This is a genomic window from Methylophilus sp. UBA6697 (genome assembly GCF_002454655.1).
Taxonomy (GTDB): Bacteria; Pseudomonadota; Gammaproteobacteria; order Burkholderiales; family Methylophilaceae; genus Methylophilus.
In genome coordinates this window covers 1-19,269 of the sequence record NZ_DKJH01000044.1, presented here as the reverse complement: position 1 = coordinate 19,269, position 19,269 = coordinate 1, and the positions used below count along the sequence as shown (strand labels likewise).

Below are 19,269 nucleotides of genomic sequence, written 5' to 3'. Positions count from 1 at the left end.
ACGCATGAGCCACTTGCCGCGCATTGCCATTACCGCTGGCGAACCCGCCGGAATCGGGCTGGACATCTGCGTCAAACTCGCCCACACAGCCATGCCTGCCGCACTGGTGGTGTTGGCAGACCCCGTCGCACTACAGGCAAGAGCAGCGCAATTAGCGACGCCCTTAACATTGCATACATATACCGAAACGTTGCCGCCGCATGCGGGCGATGGCAGCCTGTATGTACTGCCGGTGCAAACGGCTGCACCCGTGGTTGCTGGTGCACTCGACCCGACCAACAGTGTAGCGGTGTTAAGCATGCTGGACCGCGCGCTGGCAGGTTGCCAATCCGGTGAATTTGATGCCATGGTCACCGCCCCCGTACACAAAGGCGTCATCAATGATGCAGGCATTGCATTTACTGGCCATACCGAATACCTGGCGGAAAAAACCGGCACGGCCCAAGTGGTGATGATGCTGGTCGGTGGCGGCATGCGCGTTGCACTCGCCACCACACATCTACCACTTACCCAGGTCAGCGCTGCCATTACCACCGAAGCACTCACTACCACCATCCGCATTCTGCATCATGACCTGGTGCATAAATTCGGCATTGCGCAACCGCGCATCTTTGTTGCCGGGCTAAACCCGCATGCCGGCGAAGATGGTTATCTGGGCATGGAAGAAATAGACACCATCAACCCGGTGCTGGATAGCTTGCGTGCCGAAGGCATGCAACTCATCGGCGCCTTACCGGCTGACACCATGTTTTCACAAAAAAATCTGTCGCAAGCCGATGCGTTCTTGGCCATGTACCATGACCAGGGCCTCACTGTACTCAAACACGCCAGCTTTGGCGAAGGGGTCAATGTGACCCTGGGGCTACCCATTATCCGTACCTCTGTCGATCACGGTACCGCACTGGATATTGCAGGCAGCGGCAAAGCCGATCTCGGCAGTATGCTAAGTGCCATACAGTTAGCCATCACGCTGTCACAAACACGTCACTCCTCAAATACATGAAACACATCGCCAAGAAGAAATTTGGTCAGAATTTTTTAATTGACCAAGCCATTATCCAAAGCCTGATTAACGCCATCCATCCGCAGGCGGATGACCTGATGGTCGAAATTGGCCCCGGCCTGGGCGCGATGACGCAGCCCCTGATCAAGCACCTGAATCACTTGCACGTGGTTGAAATCGACCGCGACATTATTCAGTGGATGCAAGGCTTCTACCCGCCGAAGAAAATCACCATCCATAATTCAGATGTATTGAAGTTTGACTTCGCAAACATAGGCGAGCGCATCCGGGTGGTTGGCAATCTGCCGTACAACATCTCCAGCCCTATCCTGTTCAAGCTGCTGGAAAACACCGCGCAAATCATCGATATGCACTTTATGCTGCAAAAAGAAGTGGTTGAGCGCATGGTGGCCGAACCTTCAAACTCAGAATATGGCCGTTTGTCTGTCATGCTGCAATACCGCTTACAGATGGAATACATGGTCACCGTGCCGCCCGAGGCCTTTGACCCGGCACCTAAAGTCGAATCTGCTTTTGTGCGCTGCATTCCTTATGACACCTTGCCCTATCCTGCCAGTGACGAAGCCTTATTCGCTAAAGTGGTCACGGCGGCGTTTGGTCAACGCCGCAAAACCTTGCGCAATACACTCAAAGGCTTGCTGGATGATGATGGATTTACCGCATTGAATATCGATTCGCAGCTACGTGCCGAGAACCTGAGCGTGGCCGAGTTTGTCGCCATCAGCAATTACCTGGCAGCCAATACCTGAGCCAACTTGTACAAAGCAGCACTGGCTTAACCTGATTTAAAGTTTAGCCTGATATAATTCTGTTTTTACTAAAACCCAAACTTTTGGAGCATGTTATGCGTTTGATTCTGCTGGGCGCCCCCGGTGCCGGTAAAGGGACACAAGCCACCTTTATTAAAGAAAAATTCAATATTCCGCAAATTTCCACTGGCGATATGTTGCGCGCAGCAGTCAAAGCAGGCACTCAATTGGGTCTGGAAGCCAAAAAATTCATGGACGCAGGCGGCCTGGTGCCAGATGAAGTGATTATCGGCCTGGTCAAAGAACGTATTAAAGATGCAGATTGTGCCAATGGTTTCCTGTTTGACGGATTCCCTCGCACCATTCCACAAGCCGAGGCGATGAAAAACGCAGGCGTCGCCATTGATTACGTAGTGGAAATTGACGTGCCGGATGAAGCGATTGTTGAGCGCATGAGCGGCCGCCGTAGCCACCCAGCTTCTGGCCGCACTTACCATGTAAAATTCAACGCACCAAAAGTAGCAGGCAAAGACGACGTTACCGGTGAAGAACTGGTGCAGCGTGATGACGACAAAGAAGAGGTGGTACTGAAGCGTTTGCAGGTCTATCATGACCAGACTGAGCAACTGATTGGTTACTATTCTGACTGGGCAAAATCCGGTGTCAGCGGTGCGCCACAATACGTCAAGGTCAACGGTCTGGGCGAGTTGAATGCGATTAAAGAAGACATTTTTAGCGCATTGAAATAACTGCGCTAAAGCAAAAAGCCCGCATGATGCGGGCTTTTTTATTGACGGTACAACAGACTAAAAATCGTAACGGATGCCACCAAAGACCTGGCGTTGACGCCCCGCCACCATGCCATCCACACGGCTGGTCAGGTACTCTTTATCAGCCAGGTTATAGGCACTGACAAAATACGAGACACGACTGCCTACAGGCCGGTAATTTGCCGTTGCATTCAGCAACGCATAGGCCGGAATGCGCCCGGTACGGCCTGATAACACATCGGCCTCAGAACGGCCTGCGCGATAAGAAACATCCTCTTGCTGCTCGCTGACATAATCAACACCAATGCGTGCATCGAATCCGACCGGATGCTCATAGCCGAGGCTCAGTGATGCCAAGTGTTTTGGCGCATACGGTAAACGATCACCACTAAACACATCTGCTGCCGCATTGGTTTTCTTAAACTTGGCCGTGATCAGATTGGTATAAGACCCGGCCAGGTAGATATTATGTGCCGAGTCATATATGTGACCAAAGTTAATACGCCCAGCCAGCTCCACCCCGGTTTGTTGCGATTGTCCGCCATTGATAAATGAACCAGAGGTTGGGCCCGCCACCACAATATCGTCAAAAATCGTATGGAACAATGTGGTTTCAAAGGTGACGCCTTTGATATAGTTAGAGCGCGCGCCCAACTCCCAATTGGTGCTTTCCTCCGGCTTGGTATTGACCACCACGGCGGTATTGGCGCCTCCTGGCGCATGGATATCACGATCAGGGCGCGGCGGCGCAAACCCTTTGTGCACACCGGCAAACAAAGTGGTTTTTGCAATGCCATTCCAGGTTAAACCAAATCCTGGCAACACTTTGCTCTGGTGATTGGTATCTTTTGACTCAGCATTATTTTGCACTGCACCTTCCGCGCGCAGAATATCGGTCCTGATACGCAAATCTTCTATACGTAAACCTGGCGTAAACGTCCACTCGCCCACATAAAAAGTATTTTGTGCGTAATAGGATTTGGCCTCGACATTGGTATGAATCTGCTCGCGATGGTCGCCAAACGCCTCTGCGTATTCCTGGTTCTGGATACGGGGATCCCCTCCACGGAACTGGTTGCGCTGGATATCTTCACGGTGGTAACGGAAACCAAGGACTGCATTACTTTCCACGCCGAACAGGCTATGCTGCACATCCAGCCGTGGCTCAATGCCCCAATATTCAAACTCGCGCGGACGCCAGCGTCCACCACAAAGTTCGGCATTGGCTTCGGTCGCAACACCCAGTCCTGTACAACGATCCATCACAGAGCGTCCGCCAAGGCCTCCTGGATCATTAATCTGCCGGAACGAAGCCCGCTCAGATTTTGCATAGTAGGCTTGTGTAGATAGCTTTAACTGATGGTTGATCTGGAACAGGTGCTGTAGTTGAAACGTGGTACGCTCGTGCTCAAATACATCATTTTTGCCAGTAGGCGCCTGATATTTATCTTCACGGTATTCCACCAGTCCCAACCCAGTTTCTGTCACATGCGAGCTCTCACGGAAATAACTGGCCTTGGCAATCAAGGTATGCCGGTCAGATAAATTCAACTGCCCTTTTGCCGTGTATTCCTGAATCTCGAAATCATGATTGTCACGAATACCATCACCTTTTTTGTGCAAGGCATCAATCATCAAACCACCGCGCTCATCACCGGCTCCGATGTTGCCATAGAGGCTGGTAAAGTCATTGTTACCTAAGGTGGCGGTGACATTGCCATGCACCTGGCCGTCACTGGGTACCGGGCGTGTCACAAAATTAATCATGCCACCCACTGTTTGCGGGCCATATAGAATCTGGCCTGAGCCTTTAACGACCTCGATGCGCTGCACACGCTCCAATGGCGTGGTGTAATGCGCAGCCGGATCACCATAGGGCGCAAGAAACAAAGGCATGCCGTCTTCCATCAGCAGGGTGCGCGCCGTTCTTCTCGGATCCAAGCCTCGCACGCCGATATTAACGCCCAGGCCAAAACTGTTCTCCCCCACAACATGTACCCCAGGCACATTGCTTAATGCCTCCTGAACCGAGAATGGTCGCCGTTCTTGCAGGGCTTTTTCATCAACCAGGAAATAAGAACCTGGCACCGATTCTAGGCGGTCAGGCAAAATCCCTTTCACCACCACCGGTGAAATATTCAGTGTTTCATCCTGCCGTTCTTTTTCCTCGGCAAGCACTTCCATGGCAGGATTTAACGCCAGTACCGTGGCCATCAACAAACTTTTTTTCTTCATGTGTCACACCCTCTTCTGTTTCTGTTGTTATAAAAACAGGTGAAAGGGCTGCAATATTGATACCAGCATCACGACGATAAAAGTTATCCCCATGTTTTTATTGCGTAAATTATATTTATATAAATAATAATGCCATTTACAAGGTATTCACCAGGCACACAATCGGTTTATATCAACCCACTTTAATCGACCATGGCTGATATCAGCCAAATAGAGTTCGCATCCTACTGGCAACACCTGCCAACGCAAAACATGCCTATCAGTTCTCGGGTATAATTGTCGCTTCGTTTAGTTACTTTCAAGCCACGCACATGCAACAGCAGTATCCATTCAAAGAAGTCGAACAACAGGCACAACAACATTGGGAGTCCAACCTGAGCTTTCAGGCCAAGGCGGATAGCAATAAGCCCAAATATTACTGCTTGTCGATGTTCCCCTACCCCAGTGGCAAATTGCATATGGGGCATGTGCGCAACTACACCATTGGTGACGTCTTAAGCCGTTATCACCACATGAAAGGCTTTAACGTATTGCAGCCTATGGGTTGGGATGCGTTTGGCCTGCCAGCAGAAAATGCGGCAATTCAAAATAACGTACCGCCTGCGCAGTGGACCTACGACAACATTGCCTATATGCGCAAGCAGTTGAAATCGCTGGGATTTGCCATTGACTGGCAGCGTGAACTAGCCACTTGCCAGCCAGATTATTACAAATGGAACCAGTGGCTGTTCCTGCGTATGCTGGAAAAAGGCATTGCCTACAAAAAAACCCAGGTGGTGAACTGGGACCCGGTCGACCAGACGGTACTGGCTAACGAGCAAGTGATTGATGGCCGCGGCTGGCGCACTGGTGCGCTTGTTGAAAAACGTGAAATCCCCGGCTATTACCTGCACATCACGGGTTATGCCCAGCAATTGCTCGATGACCTGGACAAGCTGCCAGGCTGGCCAGAGCGTGTCAAAACCATGCAAGCCAACTGGATAGGCAAGAGCGTAGGCGTGCGTTTTGCCTTTACGCACAACATCAAAAATAATGATGACCAGCTGATTGACGACGGCAAACTGTGGGTATTCACCACCCGTGCCGACACCATTATGGGCGTGACTTTCTGCGCCGTCGCTGCCGAGCATCCATTAGCAACACATGCCGCGCAAAACAATCCAGCGCTGCAAGCTTTCATTGAAAAATGCAAGCAAGGCTCCGTCATGGAAGCCGACATGGCCACCATGGAAAAAGAAGGCATGGACACCGGCCTGACCGTTGCGCACCCGATTACCGGCGAACAGGTGCCGGTGTGGGTTGGTAATTATGTGCTGATGACCTACGGCGAAGGCGCCGTGATGGCTGTGCCAGCGCATGACGAGCGTGATTTTGGTTTTGCCAAAAAATATAGCCTGCCGATCAAACAAGTGATCAGTGTGGTCGACCAAAGTTTTGATTTGAGTGCCTGGCAAGAATGGTACGGCGACAAAGCCAAAGGCGTATGCATCCATTCAGGCAAATACAATGACCTGGGTTACACCCAAGCCGTGGATGCTGTGGCCGCTGACCTGGCCGAGAAGAACCTGGGCGGCAAACAAACCAACTGGCGCCTGCGCGACTGGGGTGTCTCCCGTCAGCGCTACTGGGGTTGCCCTATTCCAATCGTGCACTGCGACAGTTGTGGCGATGTACCAGTGCCGGATGACCAGCTACCGGTCAAACTTCCGGAAGACTGTGTGCCGGATGGCTCAGGCAATCCACTCAATAAACGCGAAGACTTCCTGAACTGCGCTTGCCCTAAATGCGGCCAGCCAGCCAAGCGCGAAACCGACACCATGGATACCTTTGTCGACTCCAGCTGGTATTACGCGCGTTATGCGTCAGGCTTTAGCAATGATGCCATGGTGGACGCGCAGACTAACCACTGGATGCCAGTCGACCAATATATTGGCGGCATTGAGCATGCGATTCTGCACCTGCTGTATTCACGTTTCTGGAGCAAGGTCATGCGTGACCTCGGCCTGGTCAACTATGACGAGCCGTTTGCCAACCTGCTGACGCAAGGCATGGTACTTAACCATATTTTCTCACGCCGCACAGCCAAAGGCGGCATTGAGTACTTTGCACCAGAAGAAGTCGAACTGGTACAAGACGCCAACGGTAAAGTGACCGGTGCCAAATTGATTAAAGATGGCTCTGCCATTGACTATCAAGGCATAGGCACTATGTCCAAGTCCAAGCGCAACGGCGTCGACCCGCAATCGCTGATCGAACAATACGGCGCCGATACTGCACGCTTTTTTATGATGTTTGCCGCGCCACCGGAACAAACGCTGGAATGGTCAGATAGCGGCGTTGAAGGCTCACATCGCTTCTTGAAGCGTGTGTGGAACTTTGGCTATGCCTTAGCGCAAATCCAGCCAGCCGACTTGCCAAACAAACTGACAGGTGAACTTGCCAACCACAGACGTGAAATCCACACTGTGTTGAAGCAAGCCAATGTTGACCTGGCAAAACTGCAATTCAACACCGTGGCATCTGCCTGCATGAAAATCCTCAACACGCTGGAAAAAGTGCAAAAAGAAGCCGAGAAAGACTGGCAAGCCGTAGCGTTTGAAGGCTATAGCATCTTGTTGCGCGTGCTATCGCCGATTGCGCCACACGTGACGCAAGTCATGTGGCAAAGCCTGAAACTGGGTGCAGATATCCTCACAGCAAAATGGCCTGAGCCAGCCAATGCAGCGCTGGTACAAGACGAGGTCGAATACGTCGTGCAAGTGAACGGCAAACTGCGCGGCAGCATCAGCATCCCTAAAAGCATGGCCAAAGAGCAAATTGAAGCAACTGCCGTTAATCAGGACTTTGTACAAAAATTCCTCAATGAAGGCAGCGTGAAAAAAATCATTGTCGTGCCTAACAAACTGATTAATATTGTGGTTGCCTAGCGCAAGGAGCGAACGTTGCTGCACATACTCAAGCATAGACATCTGGCTTACTGGTTTAGCATGCTGACCCTGTCGGTCATGCTCACTGCTTGCGGTTTTCATTTGCGCCAGCCTTCGCCAATTGCGTTTAAAACCGTGCAAATCAAAGGTACTACCCAGATTAATACGGCACTCAAAAAAGCACTGATAGAACAAGGTATTAAAATCGTCACCGATGCGGAGGATGCCGAATTGCAACTGGAGTTGCTCAAAGAAGAAAACGAACAGCGCATTCTGTCCTTGAGCGGTACCGGTGTGGTGCGAGAGTATGAACTCTACTACCGCGTGCAATACCGCACAAAACTCGCCAGCGACGCTACCTGGACCTTGCCTATCATCATGGAAGGCCGTCGCGACTATACCTATAACGATGCCAACTTGCTGGCAAAACAAGCTGAACAAAAGCTGCTCAGTGACAGCATGCAAACAGACGTGCTTAACGGCATTATGCGCCGCTTGTCTGCCCTGAAAAAAGCGCAATAAACATGCGTATCCAGGCAGCGCAACTGGCTCAACACCTGCCGCCAAAACAGCATTTGTTTGTGCTGGCAGGCGACGAACCACTCTCCATCACTGAAGCCATCGACCAGATTCGTGCGGCCGCCCGCCAGCACGGGGCGCAAGAACGTGCCAGCTTTACCGTAGAGCGTTATTTCAACTGGGCGCAAGTCAGCCAGTTTTTGCAAAGTTTCTCGCTGTTTGCCGAGCAACGTATTCTCGAAATCAACATCCCCACCGGCAAACCCGGTGTCGAAGGTGCCAAGGCCTTGCAGCAAGTGGCTGAATTACCTGCTGCTGATACCACAATTATCATCACCCTGCCCGCGCCTGATCGCGACATGACCAGCAGCGCCTGGTATGAAGCCTTATTACAACACGGCGTATTGCTGGTGCTCAACCAGGTGCCACTGCCACAACTGCCAGAGTGGATTGCGCAACGCCTGGCCATGCAGCAGCAAACAGCGGATGAAACATCACGCCGGTTTATTGCCGAGCAGGTCGAAGGTAATTTACTGGCTGCGCACCAGGAAATCCAGAAGCTGGGCTTGCTCTACCCACCCGGCCCACTCTCTGAAGATGCCATCCGGCAATGTGTGCTGAATGTGGCACGCTTTGATGTCTCGCAACTCGGTGAAGCCATGTTGCAAGGCGACCAAAGCCGCGTGTTACGCATTATTGAAGGCCTGCGTGAAGAAGGCGAAACTGCCGTCGCTGTGATGAACCCGCTGGTGTGGTTATTCCGCCCCCTATTGCAAGTGCGGCTCGCCATGCAAAACGGCCAGGCCGTGCAGGCTGCCTTAAGCCAGGCCAGGTTATTTGGTGACCGCCAGACACTGGTTAAACGCGCATTGGAATTTTTACCGCAAAAACATATCGAAGCTGCTTTGCAGAAATTATCTGACATAGACCGCATGGCAAAAGGCGTTGGTGATGGCGATGCATGGCTGGAGCTTTCCCGCTTATGTAGTGGCATTGCGCGTATGGCAGCGAATAAATCCGCCAGATCGACCGCAGCACGGTCTCGTTAAGGTTTTAAGATAGAATGATGGTTATGGACATTCAACATTACATGAAACAACTGGGTGAGCAGGCACGTGCCGCTTCCCGTTTGATGGCAAAAGCCGATACCAACACCAAGAATCAGGCCCTGCGCAATATCGCCGCCCTGATCCGCCAGCACGAAAAAGCGCTACTGGCCGCCAACCAGCAAGACCTGGAAGCAGCCAAAGCCAACGGCATGGAAGCCGCCATGCTGGACCGCCTGGCCTTGAGCGAAAAGTCAGTGGCGACCATGGCCGAAGGCCTGGAACAAATCGCCAGCTTGCCAGACCCGATTGGCGAAATGAGCAACTTCAAATACCGTCCTTCCGGCATCCAGATCGGCCAGATGCGCGTGCCATTGGGCGTCATTGGCATTATTTACGAAGCGCGTCCTAACGTCACGGTTGATGCCGCTGGCTTATGCATCAAATCCGGCAACGCCTGCATTCTGCGTGGTGGCTCTGAGGCCATCCATTGCAACCAGGCGCTGGCCAAGCTCGTGCATCAAGGCCTGCAACAGGCAGGTTTGCCACAAGCCGCCGTGCTGGTGGTTGAAACCACAGACCGCGCGGCCGTGGGTGAACTCATCACCATGAAACAATATGTCGATGTCATCGTGCCACGCGGTGGCAAAGGCCTCATCGAGCGCATCAGCAACGATGCACGCATTCCAGTCATCAAACACCTGGATGGCAACTGCCATGTCTATGTGGACGACGAAGCAGACTTAGACAAAGCCGTGCGCATTCTGGAGAATTCCAAAACGCAGCGCCTGGGCACCTGCAATACGGCCGAATCATTACTGGTCGCACGCAGCATTGCAAAAACCGCTCTGCCTAAACTGGCCGAGATGCTGATTAGCAAAGGCGTGGAAATCCGCGGCTGTGAAGAAACACGTGCCATCGTGCCACAAGCCATTGCCGCGACTGAAGAAGACTACTACACCGAATACCTGGCTTCGATTATTTCGTGCAAGGTGGTCAGTGGCGTCGACGAAGCGATTGAGCACATCAACAAATACTCCAGCCAGCACACCGAAGCGATTGTCACCGAGAACTACACCAAAGCGCGCCAATTCCTGCGCGAGGTCGATTCCAGCAGCGTCATGGTCAACGCCTCTACCCGTTTTGCCGATGGTTTTGAATATGGCTTTGGCGCAGAAATCGGCATTTCCACCGACAAACTGCATGCACGCGGCCCGGTTGGTTTAGAGGGATTAACGTCGTTGAAATATGTTGTACTAGGTGACGGCCACGTACGCGCTTAATGTCGCTTTCAGCCATTATTTGGGATGCAGCGCAAGGCTCACGGAGCGCAGGAAACAAGATAGTACACATGAGTACAGCGAGTTTTCGAGCACCGCGCAACGCCGCGATGCTCCCAAAGAATGGCTGAAATGGAACTCATAGGCATTTTTGGCGGGACTTTCAATCCTATCCACAACGGGCATTTAGCGCTGACGCAAACCGTGCTCGACACCCTGCACTGCACACAAATCCGCTTTATTCCCGCAGCTGTTCCACCGCATAAAGAAACACCCGCCGTCACCGCACAACACCGCGCCGCGATGGTGCAATTGGCGATACAAGACCGCCCGCAATTCGTGCTCGATACCTGCGAGCTAGACCGCCAGGGCACTTCGTACACCATAGAAACCCTGCACTTATTGCGCCACCGCTTTCCAAGCCAGGCACTCTGCCTGATCATGGGCCAAGACAGTTACCAAAAACTACCCACCTGGCGCCGCTGGTTAGAGTTATTAGACTACAGCCACCTACTGGTCGTACACCGTGCAGACCGCGAAAAAACCTTATTCTTGCATCCAGAGCATGAGGGTAAGTTCATAGATATCGCGGCTGCACCAGAAGCCTTTGCCGCACAAGCGAATGGGCTGATCAGTTTTCTGCCAACCACGCCGCCTAACATTTCCTCTACGCGCATTCGTGAGCAGTTAAGTCACAATAATGAGATCGTTATCACTGAAATACCGCAGCAGGTACTTAGTTATATACAGCAGAATCGTTTGTACAAGACTGTAGATTAAATGTAGCAGACATGTGCACCTGCCAATAAGCTCGTCCGATTAGCTCATGTAATCTGCCCATCGCCGGAATAAGCAGACACAAATATTAAATAGAAATATCCAACACCACTACACCATAAGCAATTGCGCGCACGTATGGAGAGAGGTGGATATGTTTGCAACAACATATTAAAACCATCTCCAGTGCTATGTGTGTTACGAGAATGCGAGGTACAACAGGACTAGTCAGGTCGACAGATTTAAAACCTATATTTTTTCGAAGCTACACAATGATAGAAGACATGACGTCCTAATGTAAACCAGTCATCAGAATTATCTCCTGTAGCACTTTCCAAAGACTTCTGCCCAGAGTTTTTTTCTCCCCAAGCGCTAACATGATCAAGAATTGTTTTACCTATCCCGTTAAAAATCACTCCATTGTGGCAATCTACGGATTTTTTCTTACAAGCTTTAGGACCAACACAATCTGGATTACATTCATCATGCTTAATAAGATCATCAACAATCCAAAAATCAGAACTAGGATTATTTAACTTAAAAACCCACTCAGAGTGAACCCCATCCTTCAGATCAAGATATTTCCATAACCTCACTGACGACTTATTTTCAAAAAGTTTTTGTATATTTGCATTTAGATCATCAACCTCTGCTAATGAGTTTTGTAATATTTTAAAAGGGATATCATTTTCGAGCTCTCGGCCACTTGTAGAGTAAAGTCTAGCATTCCAAACCCCCGCCTTTAATTCAGCATTACAAGCTTTGTAGGTTGATCCCATAGCAGAGGTCGGGCAATATCTATCACTATCTACTATACAGATAGATAATTGTGCCGCCTCTGTAATAATTCTCTTTAATACGGCACCAGTCGTACCTCCTCCACCTAAGCGCTTATCAATATTTACTCCAGTACCGTTATATCCATTTTTTAATCTGTAATGAGCAGCCGCTAAATCCAACACATCGCAATCGATTAAATTCTCACACAAGAGCACTGTTGGTAATAATAAAGTCTTAAAATCTTTAATATAACGAAAGGGCAATGTTATAACGCCAGTTGTTTGGTCATATATTGGTTTAGAGGTTACATTTTTTATAATCCCTCTTACACCAAACTGGCTATATACTCCAGTATATGATGCTGAGCCTTGCAAGTTCAGTAAATATCCTTTGTATCTATCGGATAAACCAGCTATGTTAAGCAAATGCTTATATAAGCGTCTACTGGCATTGATTAAGTGATTCCCATCAATTCCAGCATCTAATATCTTCTCTAAAACATGAATATTCGCTCGGTCAGCGAAATCAACTTGCGAAAGACTATCATCGATTTCAAAGAACATATTAGGCCTCAAAAAAACCAAAAGGCCAATTTTTTAATATTCCTTTCTCATCAAAATCTGATGTTCTTGCCTCAGCTGAACCAGATTCAAAACTATCTTGAAAAATGATGATTTTTACATCCTTGTGCGATAGTTTTCCTTCACTGATTAATTCACCAAGCCGGTTGATCAAATGAGGACTATGTGTTTCTGCAATAATTTGAGTAGATCGAACAATACTTCCTGAATCAACGATTGATGCAAGCATCACATCTGCAATACGAGCTTGGTAAGCAGGATGTAGATGCAATTCTGGCTGCTCAATAACAATACAAGTATTTTCCTCACTACGCTTTACTCTTTTCCTAAACGCAGGAGGAAGAGTTGCTTGCCATAGCTGTAGAACAATCGGTAACATTTGTGAAAAACCAACACCCAAATCAGCAATATTTGTACCAGTGCCTTTAGATTCCTGAGTTTGCAAAAGCAAAGTTACATGGCCTCCCTCGCTTCTTGAAGAAACTTCTACTCCGAAGTACTTAGACATCCACTCATTTAGTCTCTCGCGTTCGGAGGCACTAAGACTATCAATATACATCGCTACATTTGTTCCCTTAGAGTCAATCTCATCCACCGCCAAATCCTGGCTTCGATAATATCGTTGAGCTGTTGCTCTTAGTGGTTCAACATATCTAACGCTTGAGGCAATCTCTGCCAAAGTATCATCAACATTCTCAATAATTTTCGGAAATACATGAGCAAACAATAAATTATTAAAAGAGTCAGAATACGATTTCCGTCTAAATAATTTAGTAAAATTCTCTCTTGATGTAGCAGTACAAAATCTAGAGTTTAATAAAGAGGCTCGAATATCGCTTTTTGTACCTATAAGAATACTATTGATTAAACTTTGAATAGTATCCTCATTTGTTTTGCCATGAACACCTTCCTCAATTCGACTCCTGATACCGGCAAGAAATGGAGAAATTCGCATACGTAAAGTACGCTCTACGCCTTCAAACTTTAACTTTCTGGTTTGAAAATACTGCAATGATGGCAAAATATTTCTTTGATTTAAGCTACATCCAAATGAGTCTGTGGGTGTTAAATCTTGCTCATTAATTAGTAATTTTGACACTCCTCCATTCTCATCACATTCCAATCTACATTTATTCTCAAAGATTGTGACTTCGATTAATGCCGCGTAAGTGACTCCAGTTCTCTCATTTTGTTTAAGCACTAACTCAAGCTCAACGGATGTATCTCCTTCTCGACTATATTTTTTTCGTAATTTTTGCTTTGATCTTTCATCAAACAAGTCAGGCTCTGGCTGAGTTCTTAAAGAAATAACTGTTTGAAAACGAAAAGAAATAGATATCTCTTTATTTTCAGTTCCTTTTTTTATAGCAGTTGAAAATGAACCAAAATCGACCAACTTTCCAAACCATAGGATTGGTGATCTCTTATCCTCCTCTGCGCTTTGCCTTAGAAGAGGAAACATCCTGGCGAATGTACTTTTACCAGCACTATTTCTACCAACTAATATTGTTATTGGTTTGAGATCAAGAAACCCCGTATCTTCAAAACATCTAAGATTTTTAAGCCTGATTGCGTCTATTTTTGACATTTCTTGCTCGAGAGTTGTTAATTTTATTGGAGTAGGATAATGAATCTTGTCTTACATAAAAGTCAACATAAATACACCATATATCCTTGACATATTTCTAACTTAGAAACAGGTCACAAGATTTATGTAACTAGTTAGCACCGAATTCAGACGTGTTTTATGCAAAAAACCGCTTAAATTATTGAATTAACGATATAAATACTATCTTTACAATGTATACAACCCTAAAAAACTTTGATATGTTACCGATATATCATAATAAATATGATGCGTTTGCATCAAAAATCATCGGGGTGACATTGAAAATGATGGATATGTCTGGAAAATATTTGTATACCATTCGCAGTGCGAATGGGGTGCTGGTGGAAAATTTGCAGATTTTTGGCAAGTCGCGTAACGAGGCTGACGCCAAAATTAGGCAGATGTATTGGCGCTGCGAGATTTTGAGTTGCAGCCTGGTGGCGGATTCGAGTGCGCGTGCACCGAACTTGAAAATGCAATGGTTGCGGCCTAACGCTGCGGCGTAAATTACATGTTTGAAAAAAAGGCGCTTGGTTTCAAGCGCCTTTTTTATTAGAACAATGGCAGGTTGCTGGCCTGCACGTTGTTTCTCACCACTCTTCTTCTCAGCAGCTTTTTCACTGGTGTATCGGCAAACGGTAAGATTTCGTCAAACAAGGATTGCTGTGCCGGGAACATATCATCTTGCAATTGCGAGCTTTGCAAATCGAACCTGAGTTCGCAGTCTAGCCACAAATCAGACTTGGGCACGCAGCAGCATGGCAGGATTTCATCAGCGGCGATAAAGGCCAATGGCAGCTCAACGTAATCGACTTGGCCATCGAGCATGCGTACGCGGCAGGCGCCACAATAACCACTCCGGCATTGGTACTCTACTTCGTGGCCGGTACGTTCAAGGCCTTCGAGCAGGGTTTCTTGCGGGAGCAGGCTAAAGCGACTGTGCTGGCTGCGTACGCTAATCATTGTTTCATTTAAAGTTCAAAACCATTCAGGTCGTCTGCTGAGACTTCAGAATCAATTTGACCAATGAGGTAGGAGCTTAATTCCACCTCTTGTGGCGCGACCTGCACCGTATCTGAGGCCAGCCAGGTGTTGATCCACGGAATCGGGTTGTTTTTGGCATTGGGGAATGCTGGCGGCAAACCGACCGACGCCATGCGGCTGTTGGTGATGTATTCCACGTATTGGCACAGGATGTCTTTATTGAGGCCAATCATGGAGCCATCTTTAAACAGGTATTCTGCCCATTGTTTTTCCTGCTCGGCGGCAGTTTTAAACATCTCGAAGCATTCTTGATGCAATTCAGTCGCAATCTCAGCGAATTCCGAATCGTCCTGACCGGAGCGCATGATGTTGAGCATATGCTGGGTGCCGGTGAGGTGCAAGGCTTCATCACGGGCAATCAGGCGGATGATTTTGGCATTGCCCTCCATCACCTTGCGCTCGGCGAAAGCGAATGAGCAGGCAAAGCTGACATAAAAACGAATCGCTTCAAGGATATTGACGCTCATCAGGCAGCGGTAGAGCAGCTTTTTCAGCTCACGCCGTTTGACTGACTTGAGCTCGCCATTGATGATGTGCTCGCCCTCGCCCAGCTGTGAATACAGCATGGTCTGATGGATCAGCTCATCGTAATAGTGGGCAATATCGGTGGCGCGCGCGGTGATGTTTTCATTGCGCACGATGTCGTCAAACATCACGGAAGGGTCATTGACAATGTTACGGATGATATGGGTATACGAACGCGAGTGGATGGTCTCGGAAAACGCCCAGGTTTCAATCCAGGTTTCAATCTCGGGCAAGGACACCAGTGGTAACAGCGCGACGTTAGGGCTACGGCCCTGAATCGAATCGAGCAAAGTCTGGTATTTGAGATTGCTGATAAAAATGTGCTTTTCGTGCTCAGGCAAACCTTGGTAATCGGCGCGATCCTGCGACACATCGACCTCTTCCGGACGCCAGAAGAAAGACAGTTGCTTCTCGATCAGCCGCTCGAACACCGGGTATTTCTGCTGGTCATAACGCGCCACGTTAACGGGCTGACCAAAGAACATGGGTTCTTTTAACTGTTCGTTGTCGATTTTGGTGAAGATGCTATAGGCCATGGCCGTGTTCCCTGAGTGATAAGTGGCTGCGCGGGCGAATAACACTTCATCCCGCTCGCCCACTTATTCTGTTTTTTGTTCAATCAACCCCAAGCCCATACGCGCGATGCGCATGGGATGTACTTCTTAAATTTTACAAGCACCGCTCGCACAACCGTCGTCTTCTGCCTCTGTGCCGCCTTCAGTCGCACCATCGCGCGTATTATGGTAGTACAGCGTTTTGATGCCCAGTTTGTAGACTTGTAACAAGTCTTTCAACAATTGCTTCATCGGCACACGGCCACCTTCAAAACGGGTTGGGTCGTAGTTGGTGTTGGCAGAAATAGACTGGTCAACAAACTTCTGCATGATGCCCACCAGCTTGAGATAACCCTCGTTATTCGGCATTTTCCACAACAACTGGTACTGGTCACGCAGGCGGTCGATCTCTGGCACCACCTGGCGCAGAATGCCGTCTTTGGATTGCTTCACAGACACCAGGCCGCGCGGTGGCTCAATGCCATTAGTCGCGTTGGCAATCTGACTGGAGGTTTCTGATGGCATCAACGCTGTCAGTGTTGAGTTGCGCAGGCCATCTTTTTGAATCTCTTGACGCAGGCTCTCCCAATCCAGCAACAGTGGCTCGCTGCATACGGCATCGAGGTCAGACTTGTAGCTATCAATCGGTAAAATACCTTTGGCGTAGGTGGTTTCATTAAACGCACCACATGGGCCAAATTCGCGCGCCAACTGCACAGAAGCTTTCAACAGGTAGAACTGAATCGCCTCGAAAGTACGGTGGGTCAGGCCTAGCGCAGTGTCGCTGGTGTAGTTCGTGCCATTTTTGGCTAGGTAATAGGCGTAGTTGATGACGCCCACGCCCAGTGAACGGCGCTTGTTAGTCGCATTCAAGGCCGCTTTCACCGGGTAATCCTGGTATTCCAGCAAGGCATCCAGTGCGCGTACCACCAGGTCAGCCAGGCCTTCCAACTCGTCCAGAGATTCCAGCGCGCCCAAGTTAAACGCAGACAAGGTACACAGGGCGATTTCGCCTTCAGTGTCATTGATGTCATTGAGTGGATTGGTCGGCAGTGCGATTTCCATGCACAGGTTAGACTGGCGCACTGGCGCCACCGCTGGGTCAAACGGGCTATGCGTGTTGCAATGGTCCACGTTCTGGATGTAAATACGGCCAGTACCGGCACGCTCCTGCATCATGAGTGAGAACAGGTCGACCGCTGGTATCGTGCGTTTGCGGATGCTGTCATCGGCTTCATATTGCGTATACAGGCGCTCGAATTCATCCTGGTCAGCAAAGAATGCATCGTACAGCCCTGGTGTGTCGTGCGGTGAGAACAGGGTGATGTTCTGGCTCTTGATCAGGCGCTGGTACATCAGGCGGTTCAGTTGCACGCCGTAGTCGAGGTGACGCACACGGTTTTCTTCGACGCCACGGTTGTTTTTGAGCACCAGCAATGATTCAACTTCGAGGTGCCAGATCGGGTAGAACAAGGTCGCTGCGCCGCCGCGTACGCCGCCCTGTGAACAAGACTTCACCGCAGACTGGAACAATTTATAGAATGGCAGGCAGCCAGTATGCTGCGCTTCGCCGCCACGGATTTCACTGCCCAGGGCGCGGATACGGCCCGCATTGACACCGATACCGGCACGTTGTGACACATATTTCACAATCGCGCTGGTAGTCGCGTTGATGCTGTCCAGGCTGTCGCCGCACTCAATCAGCACGCAAGAGCTGAACTGGCGGGTCGGAGTGCGCACGCCAGACATAATAGGCGTAGGCAGCGAGATCTTAAAGGTAGATACGGCATCGTAAAAACGCTTGATGTAATCCAGACGCGCCTGGCCTTTGTAGTTGGCAAACAGGCACATGGCGACCAGGATGTACAAGAACTGCGGGCTCTCATAGATCTTTTTGGTCACGCGGTTCTGGACCAGGTATTTGCCTTCCAGCTGCTTGACCGCGGCATAGGAGAAGTTCATATCGCGCCAGTGGTCAATCGTGGCATTCAGTACGTCGAACTCTTCGCGGCTGTAATCCTGCAACAGGTGCTGATCATATTTACCCAGCGCGGTCAAGTTGGTCACATGGTCAAACAAATGCGGTGGCTCAAACTGGCCATAGGCGATTTTGCGCAGGTGAAAAATCGACAAACGCGCCGCCAGGTACTGATAATCCGGTGTTTCTTCAGAAATCAGGTCGGCTGCGGATTTGATAATGGTTTCATGAATGTCGTCAGTACGGATGCCATCATAAAACTGAATATGCGAACGTAGCTCCACCTGGGAGACCGACACATTATTCAGGCCTTGTGATGCCCAATCAATCACCCGATGAATTTTATCGAGATTGATAGGTTCCTTGCGGCCATCCCTTTTCGTGGCCTGCATGGATTCGTATTTTGACATTGATGGCTCCCAGTACAGGAAGCGAGGGGTCCCGAAACAGACACATTTAACCGGGCAATACCCAGACCATCATGACGATGAAAAATGTACCCGCTCAAAGGCCAGACTAGCAATTAGTATTGAACAATCAATGTTGAACATGGACCAACTGCATCTGCCGAGGACACCCCGCCTCAAACGTTAACAAGAAAAAATTTCACGGCAGGTCTCCTGGCTCTCAGGTCGTCATTATTTGCTTTCGCCTTCCCGAATCTCTTCAGTGGCTTAGATGGCAGCAAACAACTCGCTAATCACAGTTGCGGGGGCAGCCCTGGCTTAATGACTCCTGCGCGGCTTCACGCACCAGGTTCCCTATTAAACGCAGAAGAAGAGTCTCTTCTGCATACCGTATGGATGCGACTATAAAACAATATCTATGGCTTTTCAATTATCAAAAACACAATATATTGATATATTTTAAT

The 19,269-nt window shown here is 49.2% G+C and carries 15 protein-coding genes and 1 riboswitch; of the genes, 9 read left to right on the top strand and 6 right to left on the bottom strand.

What is annotated here, in order from left to right; translation table 11 throughout:
* Positions 1-4 precede the first annotated feature (4 nt).
* From pdxA to adk, 3 genes are all read left to right on the top strand, one after another.
* Positions 5-1,003, top strand: a complete 999-nt coding sequence (gene pdxA / locus B3355_RS12105; protein ID WP_292784281.1) for a 4-hydroxythreonine-4-phosphate dehydrogenase PdxA — start codon at positions 5-7, stop codon at positions 1,001-1,003.
* Entirely contained in the window at positions 1,000-1,773 is a 774-nt protein-coding gene (rsmA, locus tag B3355_RS12100; RefSeq protein WP_292784278.1) for a 16S rRNA (adenine(1518)-N(6)/adenine(1519)-N(6))-dimethyltransferase RsmA, read from the top strand. The genes pdxA and rsmA overlap by 4 nt, the downstream gene beginning before the upstream one ends.
* A gap of 95 nt (positions 1,774-1,868) precedes the next feature.
* On the top strand, positions 1,869-2,522 hold the full coding sequence (adk, locus tag B3355_RS12095) for an adenylate kinase (protein ID WP_019882827.1): 654 nt from the start codon (positions 1,869-1,871) through the stop codon (positions 2,520-2,522).
* A 57-nt stretch (positions 2,523-2,579) separates the two neighbouring features.
* On the opposite strand, the gene B3355_RS12090 is transcribed toward adk, so the two are convergent.
* Complete coding sequence (locus tag B3355_RS12090; RefSeq protein ID WP_292784274.1) at positions 2,580-4,778, bottom strand: TonB-dependent receptor family protein; 2,199 nt, start codon at positions 4,776-4,778, stop codon at positions 2,580-2,582.
* 311 nt (positions 4,779-5,089) lie between these two features.
* Between B3355_RS12090 and leuS the strand changes: the two genes are divergently transcribed.
* The 5 genes from leuS (at position 5,090) to nadD (ending at position 11,330) form a co-directional block, all read left to right on the top strand.
* Entirely contained in the window at positions 5,090-7,705 is a 2,616-nt protein-coding gene (gene leuS / locus B3355_RS12085) for a leucine--tRNA ligase (RefSeq protein ID WP_292784272.1), read from the top strand.
* Positions 7,706-7,720: 15 nt separating this feature from the next.
* Entirely contained in the window at positions 7,721-8,227 is a 507-nt protein-coding gene (lptE, locus tag B3355_RS12080; protein WP_292784270.1) for an LPS assembly lipoprotein LptE, read from the top strand.
* Between the two features lie 2 nt (positions 8,228-8,229).
* The gene (holA, locus tag B3355_RS12075) at positions 8,230-9,273 is read left to right on the top strand and encodes a DNA polymerase III subunit delta (RefSeq protein WP_292784267.1); all 1,044 of its coding nucleotides are present in this window, start codon (positions 8,230-8,232) and stop codon (positions 9,271-9,273) included.
* A 23-nt stretch (positions 9,274-9,296) separates the two neighbouring features.
* The gene (locus tag B3355_RS12070; protein WP_292784264.1) at positions 9,297-10,553 is read left to right on the top strand and encodes a glutamate-5-semialdehyde dehydrogenase; all 1,257 of its coding nucleotides are present in this window, start codon (positions 9,297-9,299) and stop codon (positions 10,551-10,553) included.
* A 129-nt stretch (positions 10,554-10,682) separates the two neighbouring features.
* Entirely contained in the window at positions 10,683-11,330 is a 648-nt protein-coding gene (gene nadD / locus B3355_RS12065) for a nicotinate-nucleotide adenylyltransferase (protein ID WP_292784261.1), read from the top strand.
* Positions 11,331-11,569: 239 nt separating this feature from the next.
* Here the strand turns inward: nadD and B3355_RS12060 are convergent, their stop codons facing one another.
* Both B3355_RS12060 and B3355_RS12055 read right to left on the bottom strand, forming a co-directional pair.
* Positions 11,570-12,670 carry a hypothetical protein gene (locus B3355_RS12060; RefSeq protein ID WP_292784258.1) on the bottom strand — a complete coding sequence of 367 codons (1,101 nt, stop codon included), beginning with the start codon at positions 12,668-12,670 and terminating at the stop codon, positions 11,570-11,572.
* 1 nt (position 12,671) lies between these two features.
* Entirely contained in the window at positions 12,672-14,276 is a 1,605-nt protein-coding gene (locus tag B3355_RS12055; RefSeq protein WP_292784255.1) for an AAA family ATPase, read from the bottom strand.
* Between the two features lie 314 nt (positions 14,277-14,590).
* Here B3355_RS12055 and B3355_RS12050 point away from each other — a divergent pair, with 314 nt between their 5' ends.
* The gene (locus tag B3355_RS12050) at positions 14,591-14,803 is read left to right on the top strand and encodes a hypothetical protein (RefSeq protein WP_235273118.1); all 213 of its coding nucleotides are present in this window, start codon (positions 14,591-14,593) and stop codon (positions 14,801-14,803) included.
* Positions 14,804-14,849: 46 nt separating this feature from the next.
* Here the strand turns inward: B3355_RS12050 and yfaE are convergent, their stop codons facing one another.
* The 3 genes from yfaE to nrdA all read right to left on the bottom strand — a co-directional run bounded on the left by yfaE (position 14,850) and on the right by nrdA (position 18,808).
* A complete protein-coding gene (yfaE, locus tag B3355_RS12045; protein WP_292784251.1) occupies positions 14,850-15,260 on the bottom strand; it encodes a class I ribonucleotide reductase maintenance protein YfaE in 411 nt (136 codons plus the stop codon).
* 8 nt (positions 15,261-15,268) lie between these two features.
* Entirely contained in the window at positions 15,269-16,402 is a 1,134-nt protein-coding gene (gene nrdB, locus B3355_RS12040; RefSeq protein WP_292784248.1) for a class Ia ribonucleoside-diphosphate reductase subunit beta, read from the bottom strand.
* Between the two features lie 126 nt (positions 16,403-16,528).
* The gene (nrdA, locus tag B3355_RS12035) at positions 16,529-18,808 is read right to left on the bottom strand and encodes a class 1a ribonucleoside-diphosphate reductase subunit alpha (RefSeq protein ID WP_019882842.1); all 2,280 of its coding nucleotides are present in this window, start codon (positions 18,806-18,808) and stop codon (positions 16,529-16,531) included.
* A 183-nt stretch (positions 18,809-18,991) separates the two neighbouring features.
* A riboswitch (cobalamin riboswitch) is annotated at positions 18,992-19,213 on the bottom strand.
* Positions 19,214-19,269 lie beyond the last annotated feature (56 nt).

Bases quoted from the DNA above. Each gene is read 5' to 3' on its own strand.
- pdxA (WP_292784281.1), top strand. From the start codon at position 5: ATGAGCCACTTGCCGCGCATTGCCATTACCGCTGGCGAACCCGCCGGA.
- rsmA (WP_292784278.1), top strand. From the start codon at position 1,000: ATGAAACACATCGCCAAGAAGAAATTTGGTCAGAATTTTTTAATTGAC.
- adk (WP_019882827.1), top strand. From the start codon at position 1,869: ATGCGTTTGATTCTGCTGGGCGCCCCCGGTGCCGGTAAAGGGACACAA.
- B3355_RS12090 (WP_292784274.1), bottom strand. From the start codon at position 4,778: ATGAAGAAAAAAAGTTTGTTGATGGCCACGGTACTGGCGTTAAATCCT.
- leuS (WP_292784272.1), top strand. From the start codon at position 5,090: ATGCAACAGCAGTATCCATTCAAAGAAGTCGAACAACAGGCACAACAA.
- holA (WP_292784267.1), top strand. From the start codon at position 8,230: ATGCGTATCCAGGCAGCGCAACTGGCTCAACACCTGCCGCCAAAACAG.
- B3355_RS12070 (WP_292784264.1), top strand. From the start codon at position 9,297: ATGGACATTCAACATTACATGAAACAACTGGGTGAGCAGGCACGTGCC.
- nadD (WP_292784261.1), top strand. From the start codon at position 10,683: ATGGAACTCATAGGCATTTTTGGCGGGACTTTCAATCCTATCCACAAC.
- B3355_RS12060 (WP_292784258.1), bottom strand. From the start codon at position 12,670: ATGTTCTTTGAAATCGATGATAGTCTTTCGCAAGTTGATTTCGCTGAC.
- B3355_RS12055 (WP_292784255.1), bottom strand. From the start codon at position 14,276: ATGTCAAAAATAGACGCAATCAGGCTTAAAAATCTTAGATGTTTTGAA.
- B3355_RS12050 (WP_235273118.1), top strand. From the start codon at position 14,591: ATGTCTGGAAAATATTTGTATACCATTCGCAGTGCGAATGGGGTGCTG.
- yfaE (WP_292784251.1), bottom strand. From the start codon at position 15,260: ATGATTAGCGTACGCAGCCAGCACAGTCGCTTTAGCCTGCTCCCGCAA.
- nrdB (WP_292784248.1), bottom strand. From the start codon at position 16,402: ATGGCCTATAGCATCTTCACCAAAATCGACAACGAACAGTTAAAAGAA.
- nrdA (WP_019882842.1), bottom strand. From the start codon at position 18,808: ATGTCAAAATACGAATCCATGCAGGCCACGAAAAGGGATGGCCGCAAG.